General features: G+C 61.9%; 27 protein-coding genes. 19 read left to right on the top strand and 8 right to left on the bottom strand.

Features of this window, described 5'->3' with window-relative positions:
• Window positions 1-107: 107 nt before the first annotated feature.
• From ACZYOF_RS25045 to ACZYOF_RS25055, 3 genes are read right to left on the bottom strand one after another with little or no spacing between them, the layout of a single operon-like run.
• Entirely contained in the window at window positions 108-722 is a 615-nt protein-coding gene (locus ACZYOF_RS25045; protein ID WP_463717453.1) for a YqcI/YcgG family protein, read from the bottom strand.
• A gap of 40 nt (window positions 723-762) precedes the next feature.
• A complete protein-coding gene (locus ACZYOF_RS25050; RefSeq protein ID WP_463717454.1) occupies window positions 763-2,055 on the bottom strand; it encodes an MFS transporter in 1,293 nt (430 codons plus the stop codon).
• Window positions 2,055-2,768 carry a hypothetical protein gene (locus tag ACZYOF_RS25055; RefSeq protein WP_130577078.1) on the bottom strand — a complete coding sequence of 238 codons (714 nt, stop codon included), beginning with the start codon at window positions 2,766-2,768 and terminating at the stop codon, window positions 2,055-2,057. The genes ACZYOF_RS25050 and ACZYOF_RS25055 overlap by 1 nt, the downstream gene beginning before the upstream one ends.
• A 62-nt stretch (window positions 2,769-2,830) precedes the next feature.
• Here ACZYOF_RS25055 and ACZYOF_RS25060 point away from each other — a divergent pair, with 62 nt between their 5' ends.
• The 3 genes from ACZYOF_RS25060 (at window position 2,831) to ACZYOF_RS25070 (ending at window position 5,454) form a co-directional block, all read left to right on the top strand.
• Window positions 2,831-3,850 (top strand): GlxA family transcriptional regulator, encoded by a 1,020-nt coding sequence (locus tag ACZYOF_RS25060; RefSeq protein WP_282527688.1) that lies wholly within the window; start codon window positions 2,831-2,833, stop codon window positions 3,848-3,850.
• A 146-nt stretch (window positions 3,851-3,996) separates the two neighbouring features.
• Window positions 3,997-5,130 (top strand): alpha-hydroxy acid oxidase, encoded by a 1,134-nt coding sequence (locus ACZYOF_RS25065; RefSeq protein ID WP_130577080.1) that lies wholly within the window; start codon window positions 3,997-3,999, stop codon window positions 5,128-5,130.
• Window positions 5,131-5,229: 99 nt separating this feature from the next.
• Window positions 5,230-5,454, top strand: coding sequence for a hypothetical protein (locus ACZYOF_RS25070; protein ID WP_463717455.1), 225 nt, complete (start codon window positions 5,230-5,232; stop codon window positions 5,452-5,454).
• A gap of 27 nt (window positions 5,455-5,481) precedes the next feature.
• On the opposite strand, the gene ACZYOF_RS25075 is transcribed toward ACZYOF_RS25070, so the two are convergent.
• Both ACZYOF_RS25075 and ACZYOF_RS25080 read right to left on the bottom strand, forming a co-directional pair.
• Window positions 5,482-5,667, bottom strand: a complete 186-nt coding sequence (locus ACZYOF_RS25075) for a hypothetical protein (protein WP_028164894.1) — start codon at window positions 5,665-5,667, stop codon at window positions 5,482-5,484.
• 165 nt (window positions 5,668-5,832) lie between these two features.
• Window positions 5,833-6,093, bottom strand: coding sequence for a hypothetical protein (locus ACZYOF_RS25080; protein ID WP_130577081.1), 261 nt, complete (start codon window positions 6,091-6,093; stop codon window positions 5,833-5,835).
• Between the two features lie 194 nt (window positions 6,094-6,287).
• Here ACZYOF_RS25080 and ACZYOF_RS25085 point away from each other — a divergent pair, with 194 nt between their 5' ends.
• From ACZYOF_RS25085 to ACZYOF_RS25125, 9 genes are all read left to right on the top strand, one after another.
• Complete coding sequence (locus tag ACZYOF_RS25085; protein WP_282527686.1) at window positions 6,288-6,563, top strand: hypothetical protein; 276 nt, start codon at window positions 6,288-6,290, stop codon at window positions 6,561-6,563.
• A 597-nt stretch (window positions 6,564-7,160) separates the two neighbouring features.
• Window positions 7,161-7,418, top strand: a complete 258-nt coding sequence (locus tag ACZYOF_RS25090; RefSeq protein WP_463717456.1) for a hypothetical protein — start codon at window positions 7,161-7,163, stop codon at window positions 7,416-7,418.
• The gene (locus tag ACZYOF_RS25095) at window positions 7,381-7,899 is read left to right on the top strand and encodes a phage terminase large subunit (RefSeq protein ID WP_463717457.1); all 519 of its coding nucleotides are present in this window, start codon (window positions 7,381-7,383) and stop codon (window positions 7,897-7,899) included. Before ACZYOF_RS25090 ends, ACZYOF_RS25095 begins: the two co-directional genes overlap by 38 nt.
• Window positions 7,900-8,135: 236 nt before the next feature.
• The gene (locus tag ACZYOF_RS25100) at window positions 8,136-9,362 is read left to right on the top strand and encodes an acyl-CoA dehydrogenase family protein (protein ID WP_463717458.1); all 1,227 of its coding nucleotides are present in this window, start codon (window positions 8,136-8,138) and stop codon (window positions 9,360-9,362) included.
• A 10-nt stretch (window positions 9,363-9,372) separates the two neighbouring features.
• Window positions 9,373-9,921: a flavin reductase family protein gene (locus ACZYOF_RS25105; protein WP_463717459.1), complete on the top strand. Its 549-nt coding sequence runs from the start codon at window positions 9,373-9,375 to the stop codon at window positions 9,919-9,921.
• A 328-nt stretch (window positions 9,922-10,249) separates the two neighbouring features.
• Window positions 10,250-10,984 (top strand): Crp/Fnr family transcriptional regulator, encoded by a 735-nt coding sequence (locus ACZYOF_RS25110; protein ID WP_463717473.1) that lies wholly within the window; start codon window positions 10,250-10,252, stop codon window positions 10,982-10,984.
• A 118-nt stretch (window positions 10,985-11,102) separates the two neighbouring features.
• Entirely contained in the window at window positions 11,103-11,372 is a 270-nt protein-coding gene (locus ACZYOF_RS25115) for a hypothetical protein (RefSeq protein WP_463717460.1), read from the top strand.
• A 117-nt stretch (window positions 11,373-11,489) separates the two neighbouring features.
• Window positions 11,490-13,586, top strand: coding sequence for a molybdopterin oxidoreductase family protein (locus ACZYOF_RS25120; RefSeq protein WP_463717461.1), 2,097 nt, complete (start codon window positions 11,490-11,492; stop codon window positions 13,584-13,586).
• A gap of 68 nt (window positions 13,587-13,654) precedes the next feature.
• A complete protein-coding gene (locus ACZYOF_RS25125; RefSeq protein WP_130577090.1) occupies window positions 13,655-14,437 on the top strand; it encodes an enoyl-CoA hydratase/isomerase family protein in 783 nt (260 codons plus the stop codon).
• Between the two features lie 46 nt (window positions 14,438-14,483).
• On the opposite strand, the gene ACZYOF_RS25130 is transcribed toward ACZYOF_RS25125, so the two are convergent.
• Together ACZYOF_RS25130 and ACZYOF_RS25135 are read right to left on the bottom strand one after the other, a co-directional pair.
• Window positions 14,484-14,912 carry a GlcG/HbpS family heme-binding protein gene (locus ACZYOF_RS25130; RefSeq protein ID WP_130577091.1) on the bottom strand — a complete coding sequence of 143 codons (429 nt, stop codon included), beginning with the start codon at window positions 14,910-14,912 and terminating at the stop codon, window positions 14,484-14,486.
• On the bottom strand, window positions 14,905-17,904 hold the full coding sequence (locus ACZYOF_RS25135; protein WP_463717462.1) for an FAD-binding and (Fe-S)-binding domain-containing protein: 3,000 nt from the start codon (window positions 17,902-17,904) through the stop codon (window positions 14,905-14,907). The genes ACZYOF_RS25130 and ACZYOF_RS25135 overlap by 8 nt, the downstream gene beginning before the upstream one ends.
• A gap of 178 nt (window positions 17,905-18,082) precedes the next feature.
• Between ACZYOF_RS25135 and ACZYOF_RS25140 the strand changes: the two genes are divergently transcribed.
• From ACZYOF_RS25140 to ACZYOF_RS25150, 3 genes are all read left to right on the top strand, one after another.
• Window positions 18,083-19,282, top strand: a complete 1,200-nt coding sequence (locus tag ACZYOF_RS25140) for a pyridoxal-phosphate-dependent aminotransferase family protein (RefSeq protein ID WP_463717463.1) — start codon at window positions 18,083-18,085, stop codon at window positions 19,280-19,282.
• Between the two features lie 29 nt (window positions 19,283-19,311).
• Entirely contained in the window at window positions 19,312-20,109 is a 798-nt protein-coding gene (locus ACZYOF_RS25145) for an enoyl-CoA hydratase/isomerase family protein (RefSeq protein WP_463717464.1), read from the top strand.
• 278 nt (window positions 20,110-20,387) lie between these two features.
• A complete protein-coding gene (locus ACZYOF_RS25150) occupies window positions 20,388-21,329 on the top strand; it encodes a Bug family tripartite tricarboxylate transporter substrate binding protein (RefSeq protein WP_130577105.1) in 942 nt (313 codons plus the stop codon).
• Between the two features lie 30 nt (window positions 21,330-21,359).
• Here ACZYOF_RS25150 and ACZYOF_RS25155 read toward each other — a convergent pair whose 3' ends face one another.
• Complete coding sequence (locus ACZYOF_RS25155) at window positions 21,360-22,001, bottom strand: class II aldolase/adducin family protein (RefSeq protein WP_463717465.1); 642 nt, start codon at window positions 21,999-22,001, stop codon at window positions 21,360-21,362.
• Between the two features lie 99 nt (window positions 22,002-22,100).
• Here ACZYOF_RS25155 and ACZYOF_RS25160 point away from each other — a divergent pair, with 99 nt between their 5' ends.
• The 4 genes from ACZYOF_RS25160 (at window position 22,101) to ACZYOF_RS25175 (ending at window position 26,218) form a co-directional block, all read left to right on the top strand.
• Window positions 22,101-22,976 (top strand): S-methyl-5'-thioadenosine phosphorylase, encoded by an 876-nt coding sequence (locus tag ACZYOF_RS25160; RefSeq protein ID WP_463717466.1) that lies wholly within the window; start codon window positions 22,101-22,103, stop codon window positions 22,974-22,976.
• Window positions 22,973-24,073 (top strand): S-methyl-5-thioribose-1-phosphate isomerase, encoded by a 1,101-nt coding sequence (mtnA, locus tag ACZYOF_RS25165; RefSeq protein ID WP_463717467.1) that lies wholly within the window; start codon window positions 22,973-22,975, stop codon window positions 24,071-24,073. The genes ACZYOF_RS25160 and mtnA overlap by 4 nt, the downstream gene beginning before the upstream one ends.
• A gap of 68 nt (window positions 24,074-24,141) precedes the next feature.
• A complete protein-coding gene (locus tag ACZYOF_RS25170; protein WP_463717468.1) occupies window positions 24,142-24,684 on the top strand; it encodes a tripartite tricarboxylate transporter TctB family protein in 543 nt (180 codons plus the stop codon).
• Window positions 24,685-24,706: 22 nt separating this feature from the next.
• Entirely contained in the window at window positions 24,707-26,218 is a 1,512-nt protein-coding gene (locus tag ACZYOF_RS25175; protein ID WP_463717469.1) for a tripartite tricarboxylate transporter permease, read from the top strand.
• The last annotated feature ends 2 nt before the right edge of the window (window positions 26,219-26,220 follow it).

The raw sequence follows: 26,220 nt of genomic DNA on the forward strand, positions 1-26,220 counted from the left end.
GGTCGCCGGCGAACCAGCCGGTGTGATATCTCTCGTCATGGCGTTGCTCTCCTTTGTGGAATCAGCACCCCGAGCCTACCGGCTCAAGGTGGGCAACGCCGACCTCTTCAGTAATTCAACAGAACCCGGGACATCCCCCTTGTGCTGTCGTAGGGAATGAGCCGCTTGCGCACTTCCGCGAATGCCGCATTGGCCGCTTTTTCCGTTCCCAGGATCTTCTCGAACACCCATCGCGGCTGGAAGGTCAGCATGAACGCGCTGGAGCGGCGGCTCTGGCGCATCACATGCGCGGGCGTGGTGCACACCACGAAGATCGGTTCGCCGGCGAAGGAGAATTCCCACATCGGATCGTCCAACTGCTCAGGAATGTCGGTTGGCCAGGGAGACTTGTCCAACCGCGCAAGCTGGTCGAGCGTCGACCACATCTTGCGATAATAGGCGTCAAGCGTTTGTACCGGGCGCGGCCGCGTAAACATGATCAGTGAAGTATTGGGGCCGAACGAGCGGGCTTGCGAGACATAATGCGCTAGCTGTTCTCCGAGCACGTCGACGTCGTAGGGATCGAGGAACAGGTAGCGGAGCTGATCCTGGCGATAACCGGCTACGCCGAACACGCAGGGGAACGGCCTCGCTTCGCTGCTCATCTGCGCTTCGAACTCGGCGAACATCACGCTTTGCCAGCTACTCACCGCGAATTTCGACGCGACCTCTCCTCGTCTCAAGAACAAACGCTCCATAACGCCCCCTATACGGTTAACGCGACTACTGAACTATCAGTTTGCTTCTCATCAACAGCGGTCCGGCAATTCCGGGTAGCGACATGAGCAGCAGAATTGCAATCAAGGTGCCGTAGCCGGCGTCACCGATCGCACCTGCACCGTGTGCGGTATCGGTTCCGGCGAACTGGCTGGCGACAAGCATGGCGAACCCGATGATCGGTTGCGCGATGCCGGCAAAGATCCCGGCCGCCGTCGTGTTCACGGATGCACCGACCCCGATGAGATCGGCGGTGTAAAGCCGCTTGGTGCATTTGAGCACGAGGGGGACTGTCCCGCCGGCGACCAGGCCGAGGGTGGTGAACACCACGGTAACGTAAACAAGACCGAACGCCTTGGCGACCGGCGGCAGCAGCATCGCGACGAGGATCATGCGCAGCACGCAAATCCGGATCAGGACAGTGTCGAGTGCCGCCGCGCGGTCGGCCGCGTGACCGAGGAAGATGGAGCCGATGGCGTTGCCGATCATGAAGGCAAGTAGCGGCGTTCCGGCGGCGGTCGGCGAGATGTTGAAAAAGTGCGCCACCATCGGAATGCCCCATACGCCCGACAGCGTCGTCACCACTGCGAAGTGGGACGCAAAGGTCATGGCGCATCCCCAATTAGCCACATGCGACAACGATTGCCGCGCGGCGCCGATGACGCTCTTCAGCGTCTTGTTGCTGGATGACACCGGATTTGGCCTCAGTGCAAACTTGGCGGCAACCAGATTGGCGAGGCCGATCGCGGCGATGAACAGAAAGCAGGCGCGCCACCCGAAGCCCGTCACGGCGGCTGCAAGCGGCGTCGTGGCGATCACGCCTCCGACATAGCCTGATACCTGCGAGATGCCCGACATGATGCCGAACCGCTCGTCGGAGAAATTCTGCGCGACCAGCTTCAACAGCGCGGTGAACACCAGCGCATCGCCGCAGGCGACGATCAGGCGCGCGGCGAAGACATCAAGCAGGTTCGGTGCCAGCGCAAAGGCTGCACTGCCCAGCGACGAAGCGACCATGCTGGCCAGCACCACGCGCTTGACGCCGTAACGGTCGACCAGAAGGCCGGCGGGAATCTGCATCAGCGTGTAGCCCCAGAAGTAGCCGGAGGCGAGCATCGCGACGCCGGCGGCGTCGGTGCCGAAGTCATGCATCAGGCTCAGATTGACCGATTGCGGCGAGACGCGCTGCAGGAAGGCGATGGCGTAGGCGACAGCTACCGTCGCCCAGGCCCAATAGGAGCGGTCACCGAGCCGAGAGGCCGTCTGGGCGTATGCGGTCTGCTGACCCAGCATCGACATCACACCCTCGCATATCCAACCGAGAATAACGCGTCCGCTGAATCCGGAATCGTGCGGGACATCGCCGCATCGACCAGTGATGCGGTGCCACGGTAAGCCTGCCGGTGGTGCTTAATGTGGCCGTAGGCGCCGCGCATGATCATTTCCGGCACCTCGAGTGGTTTGCCGGGATAGAGCGTTGCGCACATCTCGACGCAGGCTGCCTGCAGCGCGGAATCCCTGATGTCGTCGAGCAGCGAGGGTGTCACTTTCTCGCAGATCTTGGCATTGGCCGCCCAGACGATTGGATTGCGTGTCCGCCATCCGTAGAACAGGCCGCCAATCCCCTTTGCGGCAGAGCTTGCGCGCGTCAGCACTTCCTGGGTGAAGAAGCCGTACAGACCGCGCCCCTGATGGGCCGGAAGTACCTCGGTGCCGCTGCGATACACCGCAGGTCCGCATGACATCTGCAGCATGCGATAGACGGAAAAGGCCGCCAGTCCCAAGCTGTCAAACACAAGGATGAGGCTATACTTGCCGTCGAAGGGGGAGGAGCTTGCTGTCCAGTGCGGTTCGGTCGCCTTCCAGTTTACCGCGATGATGCCATTCATAGCATCCATCAGCGGCTGGCGGTCGGAAGCTCCGATGCAGGACGCATCCGGAAAACTGTAGACTGCATAACCGGTCCAGGGCGAGCTGATCGCCTGGTATTGGCTGCCGAGCTTTCGCACCATGGCAGAACTCCACTGTCCATAGACAGCTATACAGGCGAGGCTCGAATGGCTTAAAGGACAATATGCCCTCGAAATCTGCCAAATCCCGACGGCTCCCCCCGCGCCCGCAGGCCGCGATGCGGCGGATTGCGATTGTCGCTTTCCCCGGCGTGACGCTGCTCGACATGTCCGGACCGGCGCAGGTGTTCGCCGAATTGGAGGCGATCGAATTACCGGGCCCCGGATATTCGCTTTCCTATCTGTCCACCTCGGGCGGACTGGTTTCGACGGATGTGGGGATGATGATCGACACGGCTCCGATCAGCAGCGTGCGACCGCACCAGATCGACACGCTGGTGATTCCGGGTGGCCCCGGCATTTGGGAGATCCGCAAGGACGCTCGCTTGATGAAATGGATTTCGCAGGCGCTGCCGCAGGTACGCCGGATCGCGTCGGTCTGTCTCGGTGCTTTCGCGCTCGCCTGGACCGGTGTGCTGGACGGCAAGCGCGCTGCGACGCACTGGCGCTATTGCCCGCGGCTGCAGGACAGCTTTCCAAATGTCCGCGTCGAACCCAATGCGATCTTCGTCAAGGATGGGCATGTCTGGTCATCGGCTGGCGTCAGCGCCGGCATCGACCTCGCGCTCGCCATGATCGAAGAGGATTTCGGCCATACGATTGCGCTCGACGTCGCCCGGCGACTGGTGGTGTTCCTGAAGCGGCCGGGCGGTCAGAGCCAATTCTCGACAGTGCTCGCGGCGCAGGCTTCCGACGTCGAAGGGCGCTTCAGCGCGCTGCACGCCTGGATCATCGAAAACATCGCCAGCGATCTCCGGGTAGAGACGTTGGCCGCGAAGGCCGGCATGACGCCGCGCACCTTCGCACGCACCTATGCCAGCCGCACCGGCATGACCCCGGCAAGCGGCGTCGAGGCCCTCCGCGTCGAAACCGCCCGGCTGCTGCTGGAGAGCCGGCAGATACACGGTGTCGTGGAGGTCGCAAAACGTGCCGGCTTCGGTGACGACGAGCGGATGCGGCGCGCCTTCCTGAGGCATCTCGGCGTATCGCCGACCGAATATAGAAACCGCTTTTCGGGCGGTTGAGCGCTGGAGTTCTTTGCTGTCGGCAGACGGGTCGTCGTAAGCGAATGGCAGCCTTTCGTTCGCGTCCGGGGTTTATCCCTTCAAGGCGGTAGCTTTTGCCGCTCATCTGCGGCTAATGTGCCGGCCAAAACGGGAGAGAAACCACCATGAATGACGGGACCTCCATCCGGCCGACGCGCAATGTCGAACTCGGGGCCAGCGGCGAAGAATACCAGAACCTGCACGAATTTGTCCGCAAAGCCCGCGCCAGGCTGAACCAGAACGCCTGGGATTACATCGTCGGCGCCGCTGAGACCGAGACCACGCTGCGGCGCAACCGGATGTCGCTGGATGAGATCGCGTTCCGGCCGCGCGTGCTGCGCAATGTCGTTCACGTCGATGCTTCGACGGAGGTGTTCGGGCGCAAATTGCGATTGCCGGTCATGCTTGCGCCGGTCGGTGCGCTCGAGATCTTCGATCCTGCGGCGGGAGCGGCGGTCGCCCGCGGTGCCGGCGCATTCGGCGCGGCGCACATGCTGAGCTCGGTGTCCGAGCCCGGGCTCGAGAATACCGCGAAGGCCGCGCCCGACGCGCTGCGCATTTTCCAGCTCTATGTCCGCGGGGATGATGCCTTCGTGGAGGACGTCGTCAGCCGCAGTGTTGCCAACGGCTATTCCGCGTTCTGCCTCACCGTTGACACCGCGCACTACAGCCGCCGCGAGCGCGACATTGCCAAGCGGTATGTCCGGGAAAGCCGTATTCGCGCCACCGGCGGCGACTTCCAGAAAGGGCTGGAATGGCGAACAGTGAAGTTGATCAAGGACAAGTTCAGGATCCCGCTGGTCGTCAAGGGGATCGCGACCGCGGAGGACGCAGTCATCGCACTCGATCACGGCGTCGACTGGATTTACGTGTCCAACCATGGAGGCCGTCAGCTCGATCACGGCCGCGGTGCGATGCACGTCCTGCCGGAAATCGTCGAGGCGGTGAGGGGGCGCGCCAAGATCATGGTGGACGGCTCGTTCTGCCGCGGCACTGACATCGTGAAGGCGATCGCCTTGGGCGCCGATCTCGTCGGCATCGGTCGCCTGCAATGCTGGGCGCTGGCCGCCGATGGCGAGAGGGGCGTCGCCCGCATGCTGGAATTGCTGGAAGACGAGGTGATCCGCTGCCTCGGCCTGCTCGGCGTGACCAGCTTCGCCGAACTCGACAAGTCCTACCTGCATCCGGCGACGGCGACCAACCCGCCGGGCGTGTTCAGCGCGTTTCCGCTGTTGGACATTGACCCGTATCGCTATTAGCGGCAGCGATTTCCCATCGACGAAGGGACGAGGGAACGCGAAGGCGCCTGTCGCGTTATCGCAACCATCGCCGCCGCATCCGAGAAGCGGGAAACGAGAATGCCGGAATGGTCGACGCGAATGGCAGATAACCCGTTCGCAGATTTCTCTCTCAAACGAGCCATTGCGCTCCGCTGGGCGCTGCGGGACATCCAGGCTCGCCGCCTGAAGATATCCCCTGTCAGCGACGAGGACCTGCGTGTCCTGAGCGAGCTCGGTCTGGTCGAGCTACAGGACGAGAGTCCCGTTCTGACCCAGGCCGGCATGGCGGTGCTGAGCGGCTGATGCAAGCTTGTGCCCGCAGCCTACCGTTTAGCGGGCCTGCAGGAAGCTCTCGCCGGAGTCGCACGGCGTGCAGCGATAGGTCAGCACGTCGTAAACCTGATCTCGCGGCTCGATCGAAGCGAGGCGCATCTGCGCGCCGCACTTCATGCATGGCATTTCGATGCCGGTCTTGAATCGCGTGCAGGTCGGCGTTGGCCGGAATGTGCGCAGCATTGAATCCCCTCTCGCCCAAAGAGACGCAACGCCACTGACCTGTGGGCGAACAATCCACCGAATCACTGTGCCACATTGCTGCCACCATTGGAATCCGCGCAAAGTGGATGCGGCCAGAAAATATTTATCGAGGGAGGTGCCGACAGCCGTAGCTGATCGGTGCAATCAACGCCGCCGTGCTACCGCGACGCCGAACAGGAATGCGACGCACAGGCTCGTTAGCGGCGCTTCGCGGGTGATCGCACTGATCGTGGAAAGCGTGCCGCCGGGTTGACGCGAGGTCTTGATCGCGTCGCTGAGCCGGTCGATCGCAGCCCGAAGTCCATCGGACACTTCCGTGATCGTGCGCGATACATCGGTTGCGGTATCGATCGCGCGTTCGCCAAGGCTGGGCTGCAGCGGGGATTCGGGTGTTTCGAAGTTCACGGCTCGAACCTCACGAGATCTGGTCTGGCTGCGCACACTGCGCCGAAGGGTCATCTTCGGCCGCTAGTCCACCAAATGCATCAGCGGCCAATTTGTTCCACCTGCGGACAGTCCGTTCGCTCTGGCGGGCGCGGAACCTCGGAGCCCGGGAGGATTTGTTCATCAGGCCAGACGCATTCGATGGAGAAGAGTCCTTGATCGGAAATCGTTCGAACCGGCACGGCGGGGCGCCGCTCTTGGTAGCACTGGCGGTAGCAGCAGCCGGCGTGCTCGGCATATTGGTGGTCGATCACGGTCCATGGAGCAAGCCGAAGGTACAGCCGGCGGCGACGGCCAATTACTCCACAACAGGGGAAGCTGCGCGAGCGGCCGGCGCCACGGTCATGCCGACGGAGCCGAAGCCGCCGATCGAGCCTGCTCCGCCCGGACCGCGGCCCGCGCACCCTGCCAACTCTACAGTCCCGCAATGAGCCTCGAGGCTGGTTTCGCTTTCCGCGGTCATGCAGGAAGTACGCTCCAGAAACATTGACGCGTCGGGCAAATCAGGAGCATAAGGACATCATCGTCGAGTTAGTGAATGCCCGCAGCGGAAATAACGCTGCGGGCATTTTGCTGTCGCGGCATGTGACCACCGATGATGCGCAGCCGGATCGCTGACTTTGTGCCACGTCAACTCGGACATTGACACGTCGGGCAAATCAGAGGCATAAGGACATCATCGCAAACATTGTGAAGCCCGCGCGGAGAAATTCGCCGCGGGCTTTTTCTTTTCCGTTTTTCGAATCGGACGACGGCCGCGCGTCACGACGCCACATCTCCGTGCCCGACGCCGCGCGTCGCAACCGCGCCGTCGTCCGAACCACTTTCACCATCGATCAGCCGGCGCGCGCGAACGCGCCGGCCCGCGGCGCGGCGCCAACGTGCCGCCGCCGCATGCGGTCCCCGACGGTCAAGGGGATAAGGTTCGCGCCGAAATGATCGCTGTCTCCGAGCGATCTGCCGCAAATTCAATATGCCGTCGCACGCAAGCGAAGCGATGCGAACCACCCGATCTGCATGAGACTTAAGTGGCAAAAACCCTTACCGAGATCCGCTCGCTGGCCCGCAGTCATACCAGGACGGCGCTGAACGTCCTGGTGGGCATCATGCGCAGCAAAGATGCAACCCCGGCCGCACGCGTATCCGCCGCCAACGCCGTTCTCGACCGCGGCTGGGGCAAGGCCCCGCAGGCAATCGAGAACGGCGGTGAAGGCCAGCTAGAACTCGTCCACCGAATAGAGCGCGTCATTGTCCATCCTGAAAATTCCGACCGCGAAAGTATTTGAACCGCTGCTGCAGCCGGCGCGATACAAGGGAGCTTTCGGGGGGCGCGGCTCCGGAAAATCGCATTTCTTTGGAGAGCTTCTTGTCGAGGCCTGCCAAGCCGAGCGCGGCACGCTCGCGGTGTGCATCCGCGAGGCGCAGCGGACATTGGCGCAATCCTCAAAACGCCTGATCGAAGGCAAGATCGCCTTGCTTGGTATCGGCAGCGGCTTCAAGCTCTTTGCCGACAAGATCGAGACGCCGGGCGACGGCATCATCATCTTCCGCGGCCTTCAGGAGCACTTTGGCCGGCGTCTTCAACTGCGCCTTATGCGCGCCCTGGAGACTCGCGCACGCCGCAATGGATGGCATTCGATCGTTTCTGATACGACAGACAATATCGCCTCCGCCAACAACTTCATCCGTGCGGGGTATCGGCTGTATCAGCCGCAGGCTCCCTGGGCGTGGCCGCACACCCTGTACTGGCGTAAAACCATGGGGTGATGCTGGAAGCGAGCTAGCGGAATGGGAGCCCAGCCAGGCTGCACGAGGCCCGCGGGTCCGCGAGAAGTTCCGAATAAGCCCGGTGGCCGTTCTGGCCGCCGGGCTTATTTTGATTCCAGGCGGCAGTTCGTTCACGTCGGGATGCTGCGAGGTGTCTTGATCCGTGGTGTTCAAGCGATAAACTGCAGTCGGTCTTGGCCACTTTGGGATCAGAAAGGCCAAGCGGGAAAACGCCAATGGCAACGGACGGCCGCAGGCCCGATGGAAGCTCGCCTATCGAGCGGCAAGCAGAAGACTATGTGGCCATGGTCGCGCGCGCCAGGGCCCTCATTCCGGCACTTCGCGAGCGGGCGGCACGGACCGAGGAATTACGGCGTCTGCCGGCGGAGACCGAGTACGACCTGCATAACGCCGGCCTGTTCCGGATTCTGCAGCCGAGGCGCGTCGGCGGCGCGGAGCTCGACTATGTCGCGCTGATCGATTGTGCCGATGCGCTGGGCCAGGGCGATGCTTCCGTAGCGTGGAATTTCGCCAATCTTGCGAGCCACCACTGGATGCTTGGGATGTTCGATCCACAGGCGCAGGATGTGGTCTGGAGCAAGGAACCGAATACCCTGATTGCGTCCTCTTTCATATTCCCCGCCGGCCGGGCGCGGAAAGTCGATGGCGGCCACGTGTTGACCGGATGCTGGCCATTCTCGTCAGGCGTCGAGTCCTGCGAATGGAATATGCTTGGCAGCGTGGTCTCCTCCGATGACGAGGCCGATGGAGTCGAATATCGGATCTTCCTGCTCAACCGGCGAGACTACAGGATCAAGGATATCTGGAACGCGACCGGCCTGCGTGGGACCGGATCGAACGAGGTCGAGGTTGAGGGAGCCTTTGTCGCAAATGCGATGTCGATCGCGGTGAGCGATCTCACGGGCGGGCCGACGCCTGGCAGTTCGGTCAATCCGAACCCGCTCTACGCGCTGCCGGTGTTCGCGCTGTTTCCATATGTCCTGTCAGGCGTCGCCCTCGGCAATGCACAGGCTTGTCTCGACGACTATGTCGAGATCGCCCGCCACCGCGTTTCGACCTCCAATCGCGCCAAGCTTGGCGACATGCAGAGCACACAGATCAAGATCGCGGAGGCTTCCGCCAAGATCGACGCGGCGCGCCTGATCATGCGATCGAACTGCATCGGCGCGATGGCGGACGCACGGAGCGGCCATATCCCCGCTATCGCCGCCAAGACCAGGCTGCGGCGCGATGGTGCTTTCTCGGTCAATCTCTGCAGCGAGGCGGTGTCGCTGCTGTTTGCCGCGAGCGGGGCGCGCAGCCTTTTCACGGCAGGTACGTTGCAGCGGCAGTTCCGCGACGCCCATGCGGTCAATTCACACCTTGCCTTCAATTTCGACGCGGCAGGGACCAACTATGGACGTGTGGCGCTGGGCTTGCCGTCCGAAAATCTGACGCTCTGAGGTTCACCGGATGTCTGATGTACCCAAGCATCCGGCCGATCCGGCCAATGAATTTGCCAGCGGCAACTCACCGATCGATCCTCGGGATTTTCGCAGTGCGTTGGGCACATTCGCAACCGGTGTCACGATCGTCACGGCGATGGCCGCGGACGGCAGGCCGTATGGCGTCACCTGCAACTCCTTTGCGTCGGTATCGCTCAATCCGCCGCTGGTGTTGTGGAGCCTTGGCCTGTTCTCGCAGGGCCTGCCCATCTTCCAGAATGCGAGCCACTTCACGGTCAATGTGCTCGGTGCGTCCCAGCAGGCATTGGCGTCGCAATTTGCAAAATCCTCAAACGATAAATTCGCCGGGGTGAGCTGGACGCCTGGACTGGGGAATGCGCCCGTCATCGCCGACAGCGTCGCCAACTTTCAGTGTCGTGCTGTCAATCGCTACTATGGCGGTGATCACGTCATATTCTTGGGTGCGGTTGAGGCCTATTCCTACAACCGGCAGGAGCCCTTGCTGTTTGCGCGCGGGTCGTTCGGTCGCTTTCTCGCGGACGAGGGCGGCAAATAGACCCGGATAGCCCCGGGTGACGAGGCCTCGGGTGCACGGCAGCGCTTCACCAAATCGGCGCAGTCACTTTGGAAGCTGAAGCTGAAATTACCTAAGTTTGTCGTAGAGTTGTCGGATGTGTCGCACGTGCCGTCCAGGTGGCAGATACAGGCGAGAGCTACTTGGGCGAGACAGGAGAGGGGCTCCGGACGGCTGGCTTCCCACGTCAGGATCGGAGCGCTACACTCACATCAACGTATGAAGCCGCTTTTCAGTTGAAAAGCCGGTTTTGGTTGACTACGGAAGAACTACATCCCAGGCAGTTTTTGCTTTCGGAGTTGTAACGAGCGTGCCCCAGGATAAAACGGGCGAGACTCGCGGATTTTCGACCAGCAAATTGTCGGTTCTCCGCAAGCATCCATACTTTGTCGATCTCGAACCCGAAGCGTTCGAGCAGCTCTGTCGTTATGCCAAACACACGACGCTGAAGCGCGGAGCCGCGATCTTCTCGAAGGGTGATCCAGGCACAAGCCTGTTTGCAGTGATATCGGGCACAGTGAAAATCAGCATTTCATCGCCCGATGGCCGCAATGCGATCCTGAACTTGATCGAGGCCGGAGAGATCTTCGGCGAGATCGCAGTGCTTGACTCAGGCTTGCGGACCGCCGACGCGACCGCGAACAGCAATTGCGAACTTTTCATCATCGATAAGCGCGAATTCATTCCCTTCGTCCGAAGCCAGCCGGCGCTAGCGATGAAGTTTATCGAGCTCCTGTGCGTACGGCTACGCTGGACCAGCGATCAAGTCGAACAGGTCATCCTTCAAGACCTTCCAGGTCGGGTCGCCAGCGCTTTGCTTCGCCTTACTGAAAAGCACAAGCCTGAGCCGCAAGGTCGTGTCATAGCCATCACCCAGCAAGAGATCAGCGAGATGGTCGGCATGACCCGTGAAAGCATCAACAAGCAGCTTCGGGTTTGGGCCACGCGTGGCTGGGTGCGGCTCGAGCACGGCGCGATCGTGGTGTTGAAGCCGGAAGAACTACAGACGCTGGTCGATTCTGGATCGGAAAACGGCAGCGAATAGCATCGCTCCGTGACATCTTTCACAACGCGGTGAGTTCGTCGGGCCTGTGAAGCTGCTCACAGGGTAGTGGCGCGCGTTGCGGTAACCCCAGGTCAGGGACCGCAATGTGGAGAGATCCATGCACGACTCATTCGACCAGCCCCCTGACGACGACCAGAACATTTATCAAAGCTGGAGCATCAAGCTCATTGCTTTGCCGTTGCTCATCGTCATCGCCCTGATCGGCATGGTGGTTAGTCATCCGTCGGCTGTGAATTGGGTTTCGGACACGGCGCAAGCCGAGCCTGTCGGCCCAGACTTCGTCGGTCCAGACATCATACCGGACGCTCCCCGACCGACACGACTTGCTCTCCCGGCGAGTCGAGTCCGCACGCTCCCCGGCGATTGATGTCGCTGCTTGGCGGAACCCGACTTGGCCCCGCTGGACGGCTTATGCCCTGTTTCGCACGCAAATTCCCGACAATCCCCCCTCGGCGGCACCGGAATTTGATGTTACCTATTTGACATGAACGAGCGTGCCAAGATCGACATTCGCCATTCAACCTGTCCGCACGATTGTCCGTCGGCCTGTGCGCTCGACATCGAGGTGATCGAGGGCCGCTCGATTGGCCGGGTCCGCGGCTCAAAGTTGCAGACCTATACGGCAGGTGTCGTCTGCGCCAAGGTTGCGCGTTATGCCGAGCGTGTCCATCATCCCGAGCGGCTGCTCCACCCGATGCGGCGAACCGGGCCGAAGGGCTCGGGCCAGTTTGACCGGATTTCCTGGGACGAGGCGCTCGACGAGATCGTCGCTCGCTTCAATGCGGCCGAACGCGAATTCGGAGCCGAGTCGATCTGGCCCTATTACTACGCCGGCACCATGGGGCTCGTGATGCGTGATGGCATCAATCGCCTGGCGCATGTCAAGAAATACTCCCGCTTCTATTCTACGATTTGCGCGAATATCGCGCGCGTCGGATTTTCGGTCGGCACAGGCAAGATCGCTGGCGTCGATCCGCGTGAAATGGGCGTCTCTGACCTCGTCGTGATCTGGGGAACCAACCCGGTGAACACCCAGGTCAACGTCATGACACACGCGATGCGCGCTCGGAAGGACCGGGGCGCCAAGATTGCCGCGATCGATATCTACAACAATGACACGGTGAAACAGGCTGACGTGAAGATCATCCTGCGCCCCGGCACGGACGCCGCTTTCGCCTGCGGCGTCATGCATGTGCTGTTTCGCGAAGGGTATGCGGATCGCGCTTACATGGATCGCTATACGGACTGCCCGGATGAACTGGAGGCACATCTCGCCACCAGGACGCCCGAATGGGCTTCGTCGATATCAGGCGTGCCGGTGCAGGAGATCGAGGCTTTCGCCCGTCTGGTCGGCCAGACCAAACGCTCGTTCTTCCGCTTGGGCTACGGCTTCACACGAAGCCGAAATGGTGCGGCGCAAATGCACGCGGCGCTCTGCATCCCGGCGGTGACCGGTGCCTGGCAATATGAAGGTGGCGGTGCATTTTTCAACAATGCCGCGATCTGGAAATTCAACGAGTCCGTCATCGAGGGACATGATGCGATCGACCGCACTACACGTTGGCTCGATCAATCGAGGATCGGACGTATCCTGACCGGCGACGCCGAGGCCTTGAAGGGCGGACCGCCGGTCAAGGCGATGCTGATCCAGAACACCAATCCGGTGACGGTGGCGCCGGAGCAGACCTTGGTGCGCGAAGGGTTTGCTCGGGAGGATCTGTTCGTGGCGATCCATGAGCAGTTCATGACCGAGACCGCAGCTATGGCCGATATCGTCCTGCCCGCGACGATGTTCATGGAGCACGACGATCTCTATTACGGCGGCGGTCACCAACACATTTCAGTTGGGCCCAAGCTGATCGAGCCTCCGGCCGAATGCCGCAGCAACCATCAAGTGATTCAGGCACTCGGGCGCCGCCTCAATGCAGTCCATCCTGGCTTTGAGATGTCGCCGCGTGAATTGATCGACGTGACGCTGAAGAAGAGCGGCCATGGCGATATCGAGAGGCTGGAGGCGGATCTGTGGCGTGACATCCAGCCGGATTTCCGGACCTCGCACTACCTCGACGGCTTTGCACACGCGGACAAGAAGTTCCACTTCAAAGCCGATTGGGCGCATCCGCCTTTCGGGATCGCGGGTCTGGGGCCGTGGGATCAGATGCCGTCGCTACCCGACCATTGGACCATTATTGAAGAGGCCGACGAGCAGCATCCGTTCCGGCTGGCGACCTCGCCGTCACGGAGCTATCTCAACACCAGTTTCAATGAGACGGCGGGATCCCAGGCACGCGAGGGTAGGCCGACGGTGATGATCCATCCGGACGACGCGGCGGGCCTTTCGATTGCCGACGGCGATGCGGTGACGCTCGGCAACATGCGCGGCGAAACGACGCTAACGGCAAAGCTGTTTGACGGCGTGCGTCGCGGCGTGCTGATCGCCGAATCCATCCACCCAAATAAGGCCCATATCGGTGGCCGCGGCATCAATACGCTGACGGGCGCCGAGACGGTCGCCCCTGTCGGCGGCGCCGCGTTCCACGACAACAAGGTTTGGGTCCGGAAGGCTCGGGTCTCAGCCTAAATCGCTCTTGCAGTCGGCCGCCACCTGCCGCAAATGGTTGCCGGAAACGGCAAGAAAAGGCAGGCCAGATGACCGAGAGCAGCAGCGTGATCCTGGAGAAGCGGGGCCAGGCGTTCTGGATCACGATCAACCGGCCGGACAAGCGCAATGCGCTCAATGGTGACGTGATCGCGGGCATCGCAAGAGGTTATCGCGACGCTCACGATGACAGCGAGGTCCGCATCATCGTGCTGACGGGAGCGGGCGACAAGGCCTTTTGCGCCGGTGCCGACCTGCAGAACAGCGGCGCCGCCTTCGCGATGGACTATTCCAAGCCGAATGTCGACTACGCTGATCTGTTACGGCTCTCGCAAAATTCGACCAAACCCGCGATCGCGCGCGTGGGTGGCGTGTGCATGGCCGGCGGCATGGGCCTGCTATGTATGACCGATATGGCCGTGGCCGCCGACCACGTGATCTTCGGCCTTCCGGAGGTAAAGGTCGGCGTCTTCCCGATGCAGGTGATGAGCCTTTTGCAGTCGATGGCGCCGCCACGCCTTGTCAGCGAATGGGCGCTGACTGGCGAGCCTTTTGACGCCAAGGCCGCGCAGGCCGCGGGGCTGCTGAACTATGTGGTGCCGGCCGCCGAGCTTGATATGAAGGTCGAGTGGTTGATCAATCGCATCGTCGACAAGTCGCCGACCGCGATCCGGCGCGGCAAATATGCCATGCGCGCGATCGCCTCGATGTCATTCGACGAGAGCATCGCCTATACCGAGAGCCAGATCGCGCTATTGGCGATGACCGAGGATGCCAAGGAAGGCCTCAAGGCGTTCAGCGAGAAGCGCAAACCATCCTGGCCCGGGCGATAGAGCCGATCCAGGATAAGGAAATCTGCGCTCGTCGCGCCTACTGCGACTATCCCGGATTCGCCTTGAGTCCGGCTGCTTCGATGCCGGCGATCGCGCAGATCTCGTCATTATCCGATGTGTCGCCGCTGACGCCAACGGCACCAAGCAGCGTGGTGCCATCCAGAACGAGTACGCCGCCGGGCACCGGCACGAGGCGACCCTGCGCCAGCGCATTCACGGCGCCGATGAAATAGGCCTGCTCCTGCGCGCGCTGAAACAACGCCCGTGACCCCATGCCGAGCGCCAGCGCCCCATAGGCTTTACCATGCGCGATTTCGGCGCGCATCAGGCTGGTCCCATCCTGCGCGGCAGTCAGTTTGACCGCGCCGCGCGCATCGAGAATGGTGACGACAAGCGGCTTGAGCTTTTTCTCGACCGCTTCGGCAAGCGCGGCGTCAAGGATCTTTCGGGCAACATCAAGCGTAAGCTCAGTCATGGAGGGGTTCCTTTGCGGGAGAGGACAGACCTTCGGATTTCGCACGATCCAGGCTCATGGCCAACACGCGCGCGGCATGGAGCGGGGAACGTGTGGTGCCATCCCTGATCTGGTGTCGGCACGAAGTGCCGTCAGCGACGATCAGCGTTGCATCGTCGGCGCGGCGTATTGCGGGAAGGAGAGAGAGTTCGGCCATATCGATCGACGCCTGGTAGGTGTCGGCGCCGTAGCCGAACGCGCCGGCCATGCCACAACAGCTCGACTCGATGCTTTCGACATTCAGGTCCGGGACAAGGCGCAGCACCTTTTCGACAGGTTTGAACGCGCCGAACGATTTCTGATGGCAATGGCCGTGAACCAGGGCTTTGTTGGCAATGGCGCCAAGCGGCAACCGCAAGCGGCCGGCCTCCGCTTCGCGCACCAAGAACTCCTCAAAGAGCAGCGCATGGGCACTGATGCCTCTTGCGATTTCGTCGGAACGCAATGAGAGGAGTTCGTCGCGCAGCGTCAGGAGGCAGCTCGGTTCTAGCCCGACGATCGGCACTCCGCGCGCTGCGAAAGGCGCGTAGGTGGCGACCAGCCGATCCAATTCGATGCGAGCCTGATCCACCATGCCGGCCGAGAGAAATGTGCGTCCGCAACAAAGCGGCCGGGCGCGATCGATGGGCCTCGGGAGATGAACGCGGTAGCCGCCCTCCACGAGCACACGCAGCGCGGCATCGAGGTTCTCGCGCTCATAGGTGCTGTTGAAGGTATCGGCGAACAGAACCACTTCATGGCCCTCTTCCGGACCAAAGACGTCCGCGTCCATCTTGAAGACATCGCGCCGGAATGCCGGCAGCGATCGCTTCGAACTGATGCCCGCGAACCTCTCGAACAGCGCCCGTAACGAGCGGCTGCTGTTGCGCCAATTGGCTAGCGGCGCGAAGCGCGACGCCAGACCTGCATAGCGGGGCAAATAGCCAACCAGCCGGTCGCGGAGCGAGAGTCCGTGGTTCGCCGCTCGCGCAGCCAATACCTCGATCTTCATCTTGGCCATGTCGACCCCGGTCGGACACTCATGACGACAGGCCTTGCAGGAGACGCAGAGCTTCAGCGTCTCCATCATCTCGTCCGATGAAAGCGCGTCAGGTCCCAACTGCCCGGAGATGGCCAGCCGCAACGTGTTGGCGCGTCCGCGCGTAACGTCCTTCTCGTTGCGTGTCGCGCGATAGGACGGGCACATCACGCCGCCCTCGAGCTTCCGGCAAGCGCCGTTATTGTTGCACATCTCGACGGCACCCTGGAAACCGCCGCCGGCGCCGGGATAAGCCGACCAGTCGAGCACGGTTTTCAGCTCGTTGACCTTGTATTGTGGCGAGTAGCGGAACAACGCGCGGTCATCCATCCTTGGCGGATCGACGATCTTGCCGGGGTTGAGTACATTGTTCGGATCGAACCGGTGTTTGATCTCCCTGAAATCGGCGACAATGCGCGCGCCGAACATCGTCTCGTGAAATTCCGACCGCACCAGGCCGTCGCCATGCTCGCCGGAATGTGAGCCCTTGTATTCGCGCACCAGGGCAAATGCCTCTTCGGCGATGGCGCGCATCGCCTTGACGTCCTTTTCGAGCTTGAGGTTAAGCACAGGGCGGACATGCAGACAGCCTTCGGAGGCGTGAGCGTACATCGTGCCGCTGGTGCCGTGCTTGGCGAAGACGGCGTTGAGCCGGTCGGTGTATTCAGCGAGATGCGGCAACGGCACCGCGCAATCCTCGACGAAGGAGACCGGCTTGCCTTCCTGCTTCATCGACATCATGACGTTGAGGCCGGCGGCGCGGAAGTCGGCGATAGCGCTCTGCAAGGCGGGTTCGACGATCTCGACCACGCCGCCCCATTTGCGCGGCGGCTTGTCCCAGCCGAAGCCGAGATCTCCCATCAACTCGCCCAGTTGCTTCAGCCGCGCGAGATTTTCAGCCTGATCTTCCTCGGCGAATTCCACGACCAGGATGGCATCGGGATCCCCGCGCACGGCAGAGGCGATGACTGGCTTGAACATCGCGATATCGCGGCCGAGCGCGATCATCGTGCGATCGACCAGTTCGACTGCGATCGGCCGCAGCTTGACCAGATGCTGGGCCGCGTCCATCGCCTCGTAGAAGCTGCCAAAATGACAGACGCCCAGCACCTTGTTGCGGATCGTCGGCCACAGCTTGAGCTCGACCTTGGTAGTGAAGGCGAGGGTACCCTCGGATCCCACTAACAAATGCGCCAAGTTGTTCGGCGCATTGCGCGGCACCAGCGCATCGAGATTGTAGCCGCCGACCCGGCGCTGCACCTTCGGGAATTTGTCCGCGATCTCGGCCGCCTCACGCCCGCCGAGATCAAGCATGTCGCGAAACAGCGCAAGCCCGCTGTCCGGTGAATTCACGCGCGCGAGATCCCGCGGCACTTCGCCGAAATGCAGGAGCGTGCCGTCGGCAAGCGCAGCATCCATCGACAGCGTATTGTCGCGCATGGTGCCGTAGCGCAGCGAACGCCCACCGCAGGAATTGTTGCCGGCCATGCCGCCAATGGTGGCGCGTGAGGCGGTCGAGACGTCGACCGGAAACCACAGCCCATGCTTCCTGAGCTGGCGGTTGAGATCGTCGAGTACGATGCCCGGCTCGACCACGCAGGTTCGGTTCTCGACATCCAGCGAGAGGATTCTGTTCAGGTGCCGGGAGAAATCGATCACAATGCCGTGGTTAACGGTTTGGCCGCATTGCGAGGTGCCGCCTCCACGGGGAGTCGCGATCCGGCCGGCGTCGCGCGCGATCGTCAGCGCCCGTAGCGCCTCGTCCATGGTTCGGGGAACCACCACGCCCTCGGGCACGATCTGGTAGAACGAGGCGTCGGTCGCGTAGCGTCCGCGGCTGAAGGCGTCGAAAAGGACGTCGCCTGTAATCTCCCGGGCCAGGCGCGTAGCGAGCGCGCTGCTGCCAGCCGTTTTTTTGGTCTGTTCGGCTTTCATTGCCGGCGCCGGTCGGTTCTCGTGCATTGCACCATTCTCTTGCCTCCCAGGGACCGGCTTGGCAAGGCAAAGCCCTGCTTCTTATGCATTGATGGGCACCGTTGAGCGAGGGACAAGCCCGCAAAATGGTGATATTCGAGCGGCTCGCGACGCCAAGTTAGACCGGGAAGGACGCCTCATGACCCTGCATACTGGACGGCATTTTCTGCAGATTCCGGGACCGACCAACGTGCCGGATCGGGTTCTGCGTGCCATGGACATGCCGACCCTGGACCATCGCGGTCCCGAATTTGCGGAGCTCGGCCATGCGGTGCTGGCGGCCATGCAACGGGTATTCCGGACCAAGCAGCCGGTGATCATTTATCCGTCCTCGGGGACGGGCGCCTGGGAGGCCGCGATCGTCAATACGCTCGCCCCCGGTGACAAGGTGCTGATGTGCGAGACTGGCCAGTTCGCCGTGCTGTGGCGCGGCATTGCCGACAAGTTCAAGCTCGACATCGACTTCGTTCCCGGTGACTGGCGCCACGGGGCCGATCTTGAGCAGATCGACGCGCGGCTATCCGCCGACCGCCAGCACAAGATCAAGGCCGTCATGATCGTCCACAACGAGACCTCCACCGGGTGCGTTACGTACCCCCTCGAGGTTCGCAAGATCATGGATCGGATCAACCATCCGGCGCTCTTGATGGTCGACACCATCTCCGGCCTCGGTTCGCTTGAATATGAACATGACGCCTGGGGCATCGACGTGTCGGTCGCGGGTTCCCAGAAGGGATTGATGCTGCCGCCGGGCCTCGGCTTCAACGCCGTTTCGGAGAAGGCGCTGGCGGTGGCTAAGGCCAATCCGGCGATGCGCTCCTATTGGGACTGGCAGGACGTCATCGCCATCAACAAGGTGGGCACTTGGCCCTATACGCCGGCGACCAACTTGCTGATGGGCCTGAGAGAGGCCGTGAAGATGCTGGAAGAGGAGGGCCTCGAAAATGTCTTCGCCCGCCACAAGCGCCACAGTGCGGCAACGCGCGCGGCGATGAAGACGTGGGGGCTGGAGACCCAGTGTCAGGATCCCCAAGCGCATTCGCCGGCCCTGACCGGCGTGGTGATGCCGGAAGGCCATGACGCCGACAATTTCCGCAAGGTGGTGCTGGAAAACTTCGACATGTCGCTTGGTACCGGCCTCAACAAGATCAAGGGCAAGGTTTTCCGGATCGGCCATATCGGGCACTTCAACGACCTGATGCTGATGGGAACGCTGTCGGGCGTCGAGATGGGGCTGGACCTGGCCAAGGTGCCGCATCGGAGCGGCGGCGTGTTGGCGGCGATGGAGGTGCTCAAGGGCCGCGATGTCCTGCAGATGCCGAAGGCCGCCGTCGCCTGAGCCGGTCCAATAACAACAGAGAGATCGCCATGAACGCCCCGGTCACCGCCAGCGAAGACCTGATCTATTCCGTCGAGGACGGGATCGCCAAGATCACGTTCAACCGGCCCCAGGCGCGTAACGCCCTGACCTTTGCGATGTACGAGCAGTTGGCCTCGATCTGCGAGAGCATCAATGGGGACCGCTCGATCAAGGCGCTGATTTTGACCGGCGCCGGTGACAAGGCTTTTGCCTCCGGTACCGACATCTCGCAATTCCGCGCCTTCAAGACCGCGCAGGACGCGCTTGACTATGAAGCGCGGATCGACCGTGTGCTCGGCGCTCTTGAGCAGTGCAGGGTGCCTGTCATTGCGGCGATTGCCGGAGCCTGCACGGGCGGCGGCGCCGGGATCGCGGCCTGCTGCGACATCCGGATCGGTACCGAAGCGACGCGGATTGGGTTTCCAATTGCGCGCACGCTCGGCAATTGCCTGTCGATGTCGAATATCTCACGCATCGTCGCGCTGATCGGTCCGGCGCGCACCAAGGATATGATTTTCAAGGCGCGCCTGGTTGAGGCCCCGGAAGCGCTGGCGCTCGGCTTGCTCAATGAAGTCGTACCCGACGTCGCGACCCTGCAGCGCCGCGCTGACGAGACCGCAAAGCTCATTGCGAGCCACGCGCCGATCACGCTTGAGGTGACCAAGGAGGCGGTGCGCCGCATCCGCCGCACGCTGTCGCGCGATGAGGGAGAGGATCTGATCCTGCGCGCCTATATGAGCGAGGATTTTCGCGAGGGCATGGACGCCTTCCTCAACAAGCGCTCGCCGAACTGGAAGGGCAAGTAGGTATCATCGTCTTTTCTACGGTCGACGCTGGGCGGACGCTGCCACGAGCGCGGTGTGCGCTGGGCGGGCTCGCGGAGAGGACCGATTCCTCGCGATGGCTCTTACAATCTCATCCCAAAGTCAGTAGCAATGTGGCGGTTCGCGGCTTGAACTTCGCGTTCCCAGTCCGCACAATGGCGTCCGCAGGCATGCCCCTGATGTGCCAAATCCAAATAAAGACATAGGGAAGAGACGTGAGACATTTTGCAGGAGCCGCGACCGCTTTGGCGGCCGTTCTTATGACCGCGCCGGCACTTGCTACCTGGGAGCCGACCAAACCGGTCGAGATCGTCGTCGCTGCCGGAGCCGGCGGCGCCTCCGACCAGATGGCGCGCATGATGCAGGCAGCGATCCAGAAGAACAATCTGATGAAGCAGCCGATAGTGGTCTCGCTCAAGGGCGGCGCATCGGGTGCCGAAGCGCTGATGTACATGAAATCGAGCGAGGGTGATCCAAACAAGGTGCTGATCGCCTATTCCCTGATCTACATGCTGCCGCTGTCGGCGAAAATTCCGTTCAACTGGCGTGACCTCACTCCGGTATCGGTGGTTGCAATGGATCAGTTCGTCTTGTGGGACAACGCATCGGGTCCAAAGACTGTGAAGGAGTTCATCGCGGCGGCGAAGGCTGCGTCTTCACCGTTCAAGATGGGCGGCACCGGCTCCAAGCGTGAGGATCATGTACTCACCGTCTTCATGGAGCAGAAGACCGGCGCCAAGTTCTCTTATCTGCCGTACAAGTCCGGCGGAGAGGCGGCGACGCAATTGGTCGGGAATCACACCGAATCCAACGTCAACAATCCCTCTGAGAATCTGGAAGTCTGGCGTGCCGGCCAGGTGCGCGCGCTCTGCGTGTTCGATAAGGAGCGCATCTCCTACAAGACCAAGGTCACCGAAACGCAATCCTGGAACGATATCCCGACCTGCAAGGAAGAAGGGCTCGACGTCCAATACCTGATGCTGCGGGCGATGTTCCTGCCCGGCAAGGTCACGGCCGAGCAGCAGGCATTCTATGTCGACCTGTTCCAGAAAGTGACGCAAACGCCAGAATATAAGGACTATATGGAAAAGCAGGCGCTGAAGCCGATCTTCCTCACCGGCAAGGACATGGTGCAGTTCCTTGAGGAAGACGACAAGCTCAATGCCTCGCTGATGAACGAAGCGGGCTTCGTCGCGAAGTAGCGCGTCTCGGCAGCAGTCGGATTTCCGGTCTCATTTATCCGCATGGCCGTAGCCGGCCATGCGGATACGGACATTTTCGATCTCTTCGGTAGGCAGCAGGCGCGGTTTCCCGATCTGCAGGCAGCCGTGATACTGCCGCGCCAGCGTTTCGACCTCGACCGCAAGCCACATGGCTCTCGCAAGCGATGGCCCGACGGCGATCATGCCGTGATGTTCGAGCAGGCAGGCCAGCCTTCCATCAAGCGCCTTGACGGCATGCGCCGAAAGTTCCTGCGTGCCGAATGTCGCGTATGGCGCGCAGCGGATCGTGTCGCCGCCGGCGCAAGCGACCATGTAGTGGATCGGCGGGATCTCCAGGCCCATGATGGCGAGGACCGTGCAATAGATGGGATGGGTATGAACCACGGCGTTCACGTCCGGGCGAGCGCGCAGGATATCCAAGTGGAAGCGCCATTCGCTCGATGGCCGCTGCTCTGGATCAAATGAACCGTCGAGGCCCATATAGACGATCTGCTCGGGCCGCATCGTCTCATAGGGTACGCTGGTCGGGGTGATCAGCAGGCCACCCTCGTGCCGCAGGCTGATGTTGCCCGAGGTGCCCTGGTTGATGCCGAGCGCATTCATGCGCAGGCAGGCATCTATGATGGATTGGCGTTTTTCCTTGTCGTTCATGGTTAACCTATCAAACGCCGTTTATGGCCTCGGAGAATGCTTGATTATTGCGTCGCAGTATAGTCGAACATTGCCTCGAAAGTCTGATCGGGAGAGGCCATGACCAGCGCTGTGCTAGGCATTATCGGCGGATCCGGCATCTACGACTTGCCGGGTCTTGAAAACGTCCGCGAGGAGGCGATCAGGAGCCCCTGGGGCGAGCCCTCCGCGCCACTTCGCTTTGGCACCATTGCCGGCCTGCCGATCGTGTTCCTGCCGCGGCACGACAAGGGGCACCGCCTGTCTCCCTCCGACATCAACTACCGAGCCAATATCGATGTCCTGAAGCGGGCAGGGGTCACCGACCTCGTATCGCTGTCGGCTTGCGGCTCGTTCAAGGAGGAACTGCCACCTGGCACTTTCGTGATCATCGATCAATTCGTGGACCGCACCTATAAGCGCGAAAGCTCGTTCTTCGGCAAAGGCTGCGTCGCCCATGTCTCGATGGCGCATCCGGTGTCGCCGCGCCTGCGCATTCATTTGGCAGCCGCCGCAGAGGCCGAAGGCATTCCCTTCGCGCGCGGCGGCACTTATCTGTGCATGGAAGGTCCGCAGTTCTCGAGCCTTGCCGAAAGTCTGACGTACAAGGAACTCGGCTACTCGGTGATCGGCATGACCAACATGCCTGAGGCGAAGCTCGCTCGCGAAGCGGAGATTTGCTACGCGAGCATCGCGATGGTGACCGACTTCGATTGCTGGCATCCGGATCACGATGCGGTGACCGTGCAGGACATCATTCGCGTGCTTAGTTCGAATGCCGAGAAGGCCAAGGCGCTAGTGGCGCGGCTGGCAAAGGATTTTCCGCGCGAGCATGAGCCGTGTCCAATCGGCTCAGATCGCGCGCTTGAGACCGCGCTGATCACGGCCCCCGAGGCGCGCGATCCGGAACTGCTCAAGAAGCTTGATGCGGTGGCGGCACGGGTACTGCGCTCATGAAGGTCGACGGCCGACATTTTCGCACCATCTGGCTTGAGCCTGGCCGCTGGTCCGTCGGCGCCATCGATCAGCGACGGCTGCCACATGAATTTATCATCGCGCGTTTAGTTAGCGCCGAGGAGGCTGCGGACGCGATCCGAACCATGCTGGTCCGTGGTGCGCCCCTTATCGGTGCCACCGCCGCTTACGGCATGGCGCTGGCCATGCACGCTGATCCGTCTGACGCGGCGCTGGATCGCGCGTACAAGCTGCTGATCGCGACGCGGCCAACCGCGATCAATCTGAAATGGGCGCTCGACCAGATGGCGGCTGCGCTTCGTCCGCTTGCGCCTTCCGTCCGCGGCGAGGCGGCTTACAAGCGTGCCGGCGAGATCGCCAATGAGGACGTCGGGATCAACCAGGCGATCGGTAGCCACGGCCTCGAAGTGATCGAGGCGATTGCTGCCACCAAGAAAGCCGGCGACACCGTCAACATTTTGACGCACTGCAACGCGGGCTGGCTGGCTACCGTCGACTGGGGGACGGCGACGGCGCCGATCTACCGTGCCCATGACATGGGGCTCAATGTCCATGTGTGGGTCGACGAAACGCGTCCGCGCAATCAGGGGGCCTCGCTCACGGCCTGGGAACTGGGTCACCATGGCGTCCCGCATACCGTAATTCCCGATAACACCGGGGGCCATCTGATGCAGCACGGCATGGTCGATCTGGCGATTGTTGGAACCGACCGGGTCGCAGCCAATGGCGATGTCTGCAACAAGATCGGTACCTACCTGAAGGCGCTCGCCGCGCGCGATAACGGCGTGCCATTCTATGTTGCACTGCCGTCACCGACCATCGACTTTAGTATCAAGGATGGCCGAGAGATTCCGATCGAACAGCGTGCAGCAAGCGAAGTGACGCATATGAGCGGGCGCACGGCGGACGGGCGAATTGAGATCGTGCGTGTGGTCCCAGAGGGCTCGCCGATCGCCAATTACGGCTTTGACGTCACGCCGGCGCGCCTCGTCACTGGCTTGATTACCGAACGCGGCGTGCTCCGGCCCGATCATGCTGCACTTGCGAGCGCGTTCCCGGAGCGGACTGGTACGCGCTGAGCGCTGCATTGACGCCGGTTGCGTCAGCACGTATCCACGCTGCAGCGCCTGCCTGAGCCGTCCGCCTCATGTCTAATACCGATATTGAAATCGTCGTCGACGATCCGACTGCGCCCGACGCTAATTCGCCTGCGGTGACCAGCAATCGCGCCGTGGACGCTGTCGTGTCGCTCGTGTTGCTCGCGCTTGCCGTCACGCTCGGATGGGATAATTTGCGCACCGGCGCGGCTTGGGATGCGACGGGCCCTGAGCCGGGCTACTTCCCGTTCTACCTCTCGATCATTCTTGGCGGCGCCAGCCTCTACGGTCTGTTTGCGGCGATCTTCTCGCGCAGGGAAGCTTCCGAGACCTTCGTGACGCAAGCACAGCTTCGCCGGGTCATGGCGGTGTTCGTGCCGACGGTCTTGTTCTGCCTCGCCACGCAATTCCTTGGGCTCTATGTTGCGAGCTTCCTTTTGATCTCCGGCTTCATGCGCTTTGTCGGCAAGATTGCGGCGTGGAAGTCTCTGCTCACCGCTTTCATCTTCACCGCCGCGATGTTCGTGACGTTTGACATCGCCTTCGACGTCATCATGCCGAAGGGGCCGCTCGAGGCGGCTCTCGGCTACTAATCGATCGGCGGGACTTTCGGTCATGGAAGCTTTTGGCCTGCTCCTTCACGGCTTCGCCGTTCTCCTCACCTGGAAAACGCTGTTACTGATGATGGTCGGGCTTGTGCTCGGAATTTTCGTCGGCGTACTGCCTGGGCTTGGTGGGCCGAATGGCGTCGCGATCCTGCTGCCGCTGACGTTCACGATGGACCCGACCTCGGCCATCGTGATGCTATCGTGCATCTACTGGGGCGCACTGTTCGGCGGCGCCATTACCTCGATCCTCTTCAACATTCCCGGCGAAGCCTGGTCTGTGGCGACCACGTTTGACGGCTATCCGATGGCGCAGCAGGGCAGGGCGGCGGAAGCACTGACAGCGGCCTTTACCTCGTCCTTCATAGGCTCGCTGGTCGCGGTACTCCTGATCACATTCCTGGCGCCGATGATCTCGTCATTCGCGCTGAAGTTCGGGCCGCCGGAATTCTTTGCAGTCTATCTCCTCACGTTTTGCTCGTTCGTCGGCCTTGGCCGCGAGGCCAAGCACAAGACCGTCATCTCGATGTCGCTTGGCCTCCTGCTGGCCGGCGTCGGTATGGACACCGTATCCGGCCAGCTCCGCATGACCTTTGGCTCTACCGAGCTGCTCCGCGGCATCAACTTCCTGGTCGCGGTCATCGGCCTGTTCGGCATCAGCGAAATCCTGCTGACAATGGAAGAGCGTCTGGCGCTGCGCGGCCACGCCGCCGGCATCAGCCTGCGCGTGGTGCTGTCGGTCTGGAGAGACCTGCCGAAATACTGGGTGACGCTGGTGCGTTCGTCCTTCATCGGTTGCTGGCTTGGAATCACGCCGGGTGGCGCGATCGCCGCCTCGTTCATGGGTTACAACCTCGCCAAACGCTTTGCCAAGGACCAGGACAGTTTTGGCAAGGGCCGTATCGAGGGCGTATTCGCGCCGGAGACGGCGGCGCATGCGTCCGGCACCTCGGCGCTGCTTCCGATGCTTGCGCTTGGAATTCCCGGATCGGGAACCGCCGCCATCCTGCTCGGTGGCTTGATGGTGTGGGGTCTCAATCCGGGTCCGCTCTTGTTCGTCGAACACAAGGATTTCGTCTGGGGCCTGATCGCCTCGATGTATCTCGGCAACGTCGTTGGCCTAGTCCTGGTGCTGACGACGGTGCCGATCTTCGCCTCGATCCTGCGCGTGCCGTTTGCGGCGGTTGCGCCGATGATCGTGGTGTCCTGCGCGATCGGCGCCTACGCGATCCAGAACGCGATGTTCGACATCTGGCTGATGCTGGGCTTTGGCGTGGTGGGTTACGTCTTCAAGAAGATTGGCATTCCTCTGGCGCCGTTCACGCTCGCGTTAGTGCTCGGCAACCGTGCCGAGGATGCGTTCCGGCTATCGATGATCGGTTCCGGCGGCGATATGAAGGTGTTCTGGTCGAACGGACTCGTCGGTTCGATCACGACGCTCGCAATCGTCCTGTTGTTCTGGCCCTTGATCGACAAGGCGCTTAGCGGCGCCAGCCGACGGCTGCGGCCGGCGAAGGCGTAAAG

The organism is Bradyrhizobium sp. LeoA1Lang (assembly GCF_055413685.1).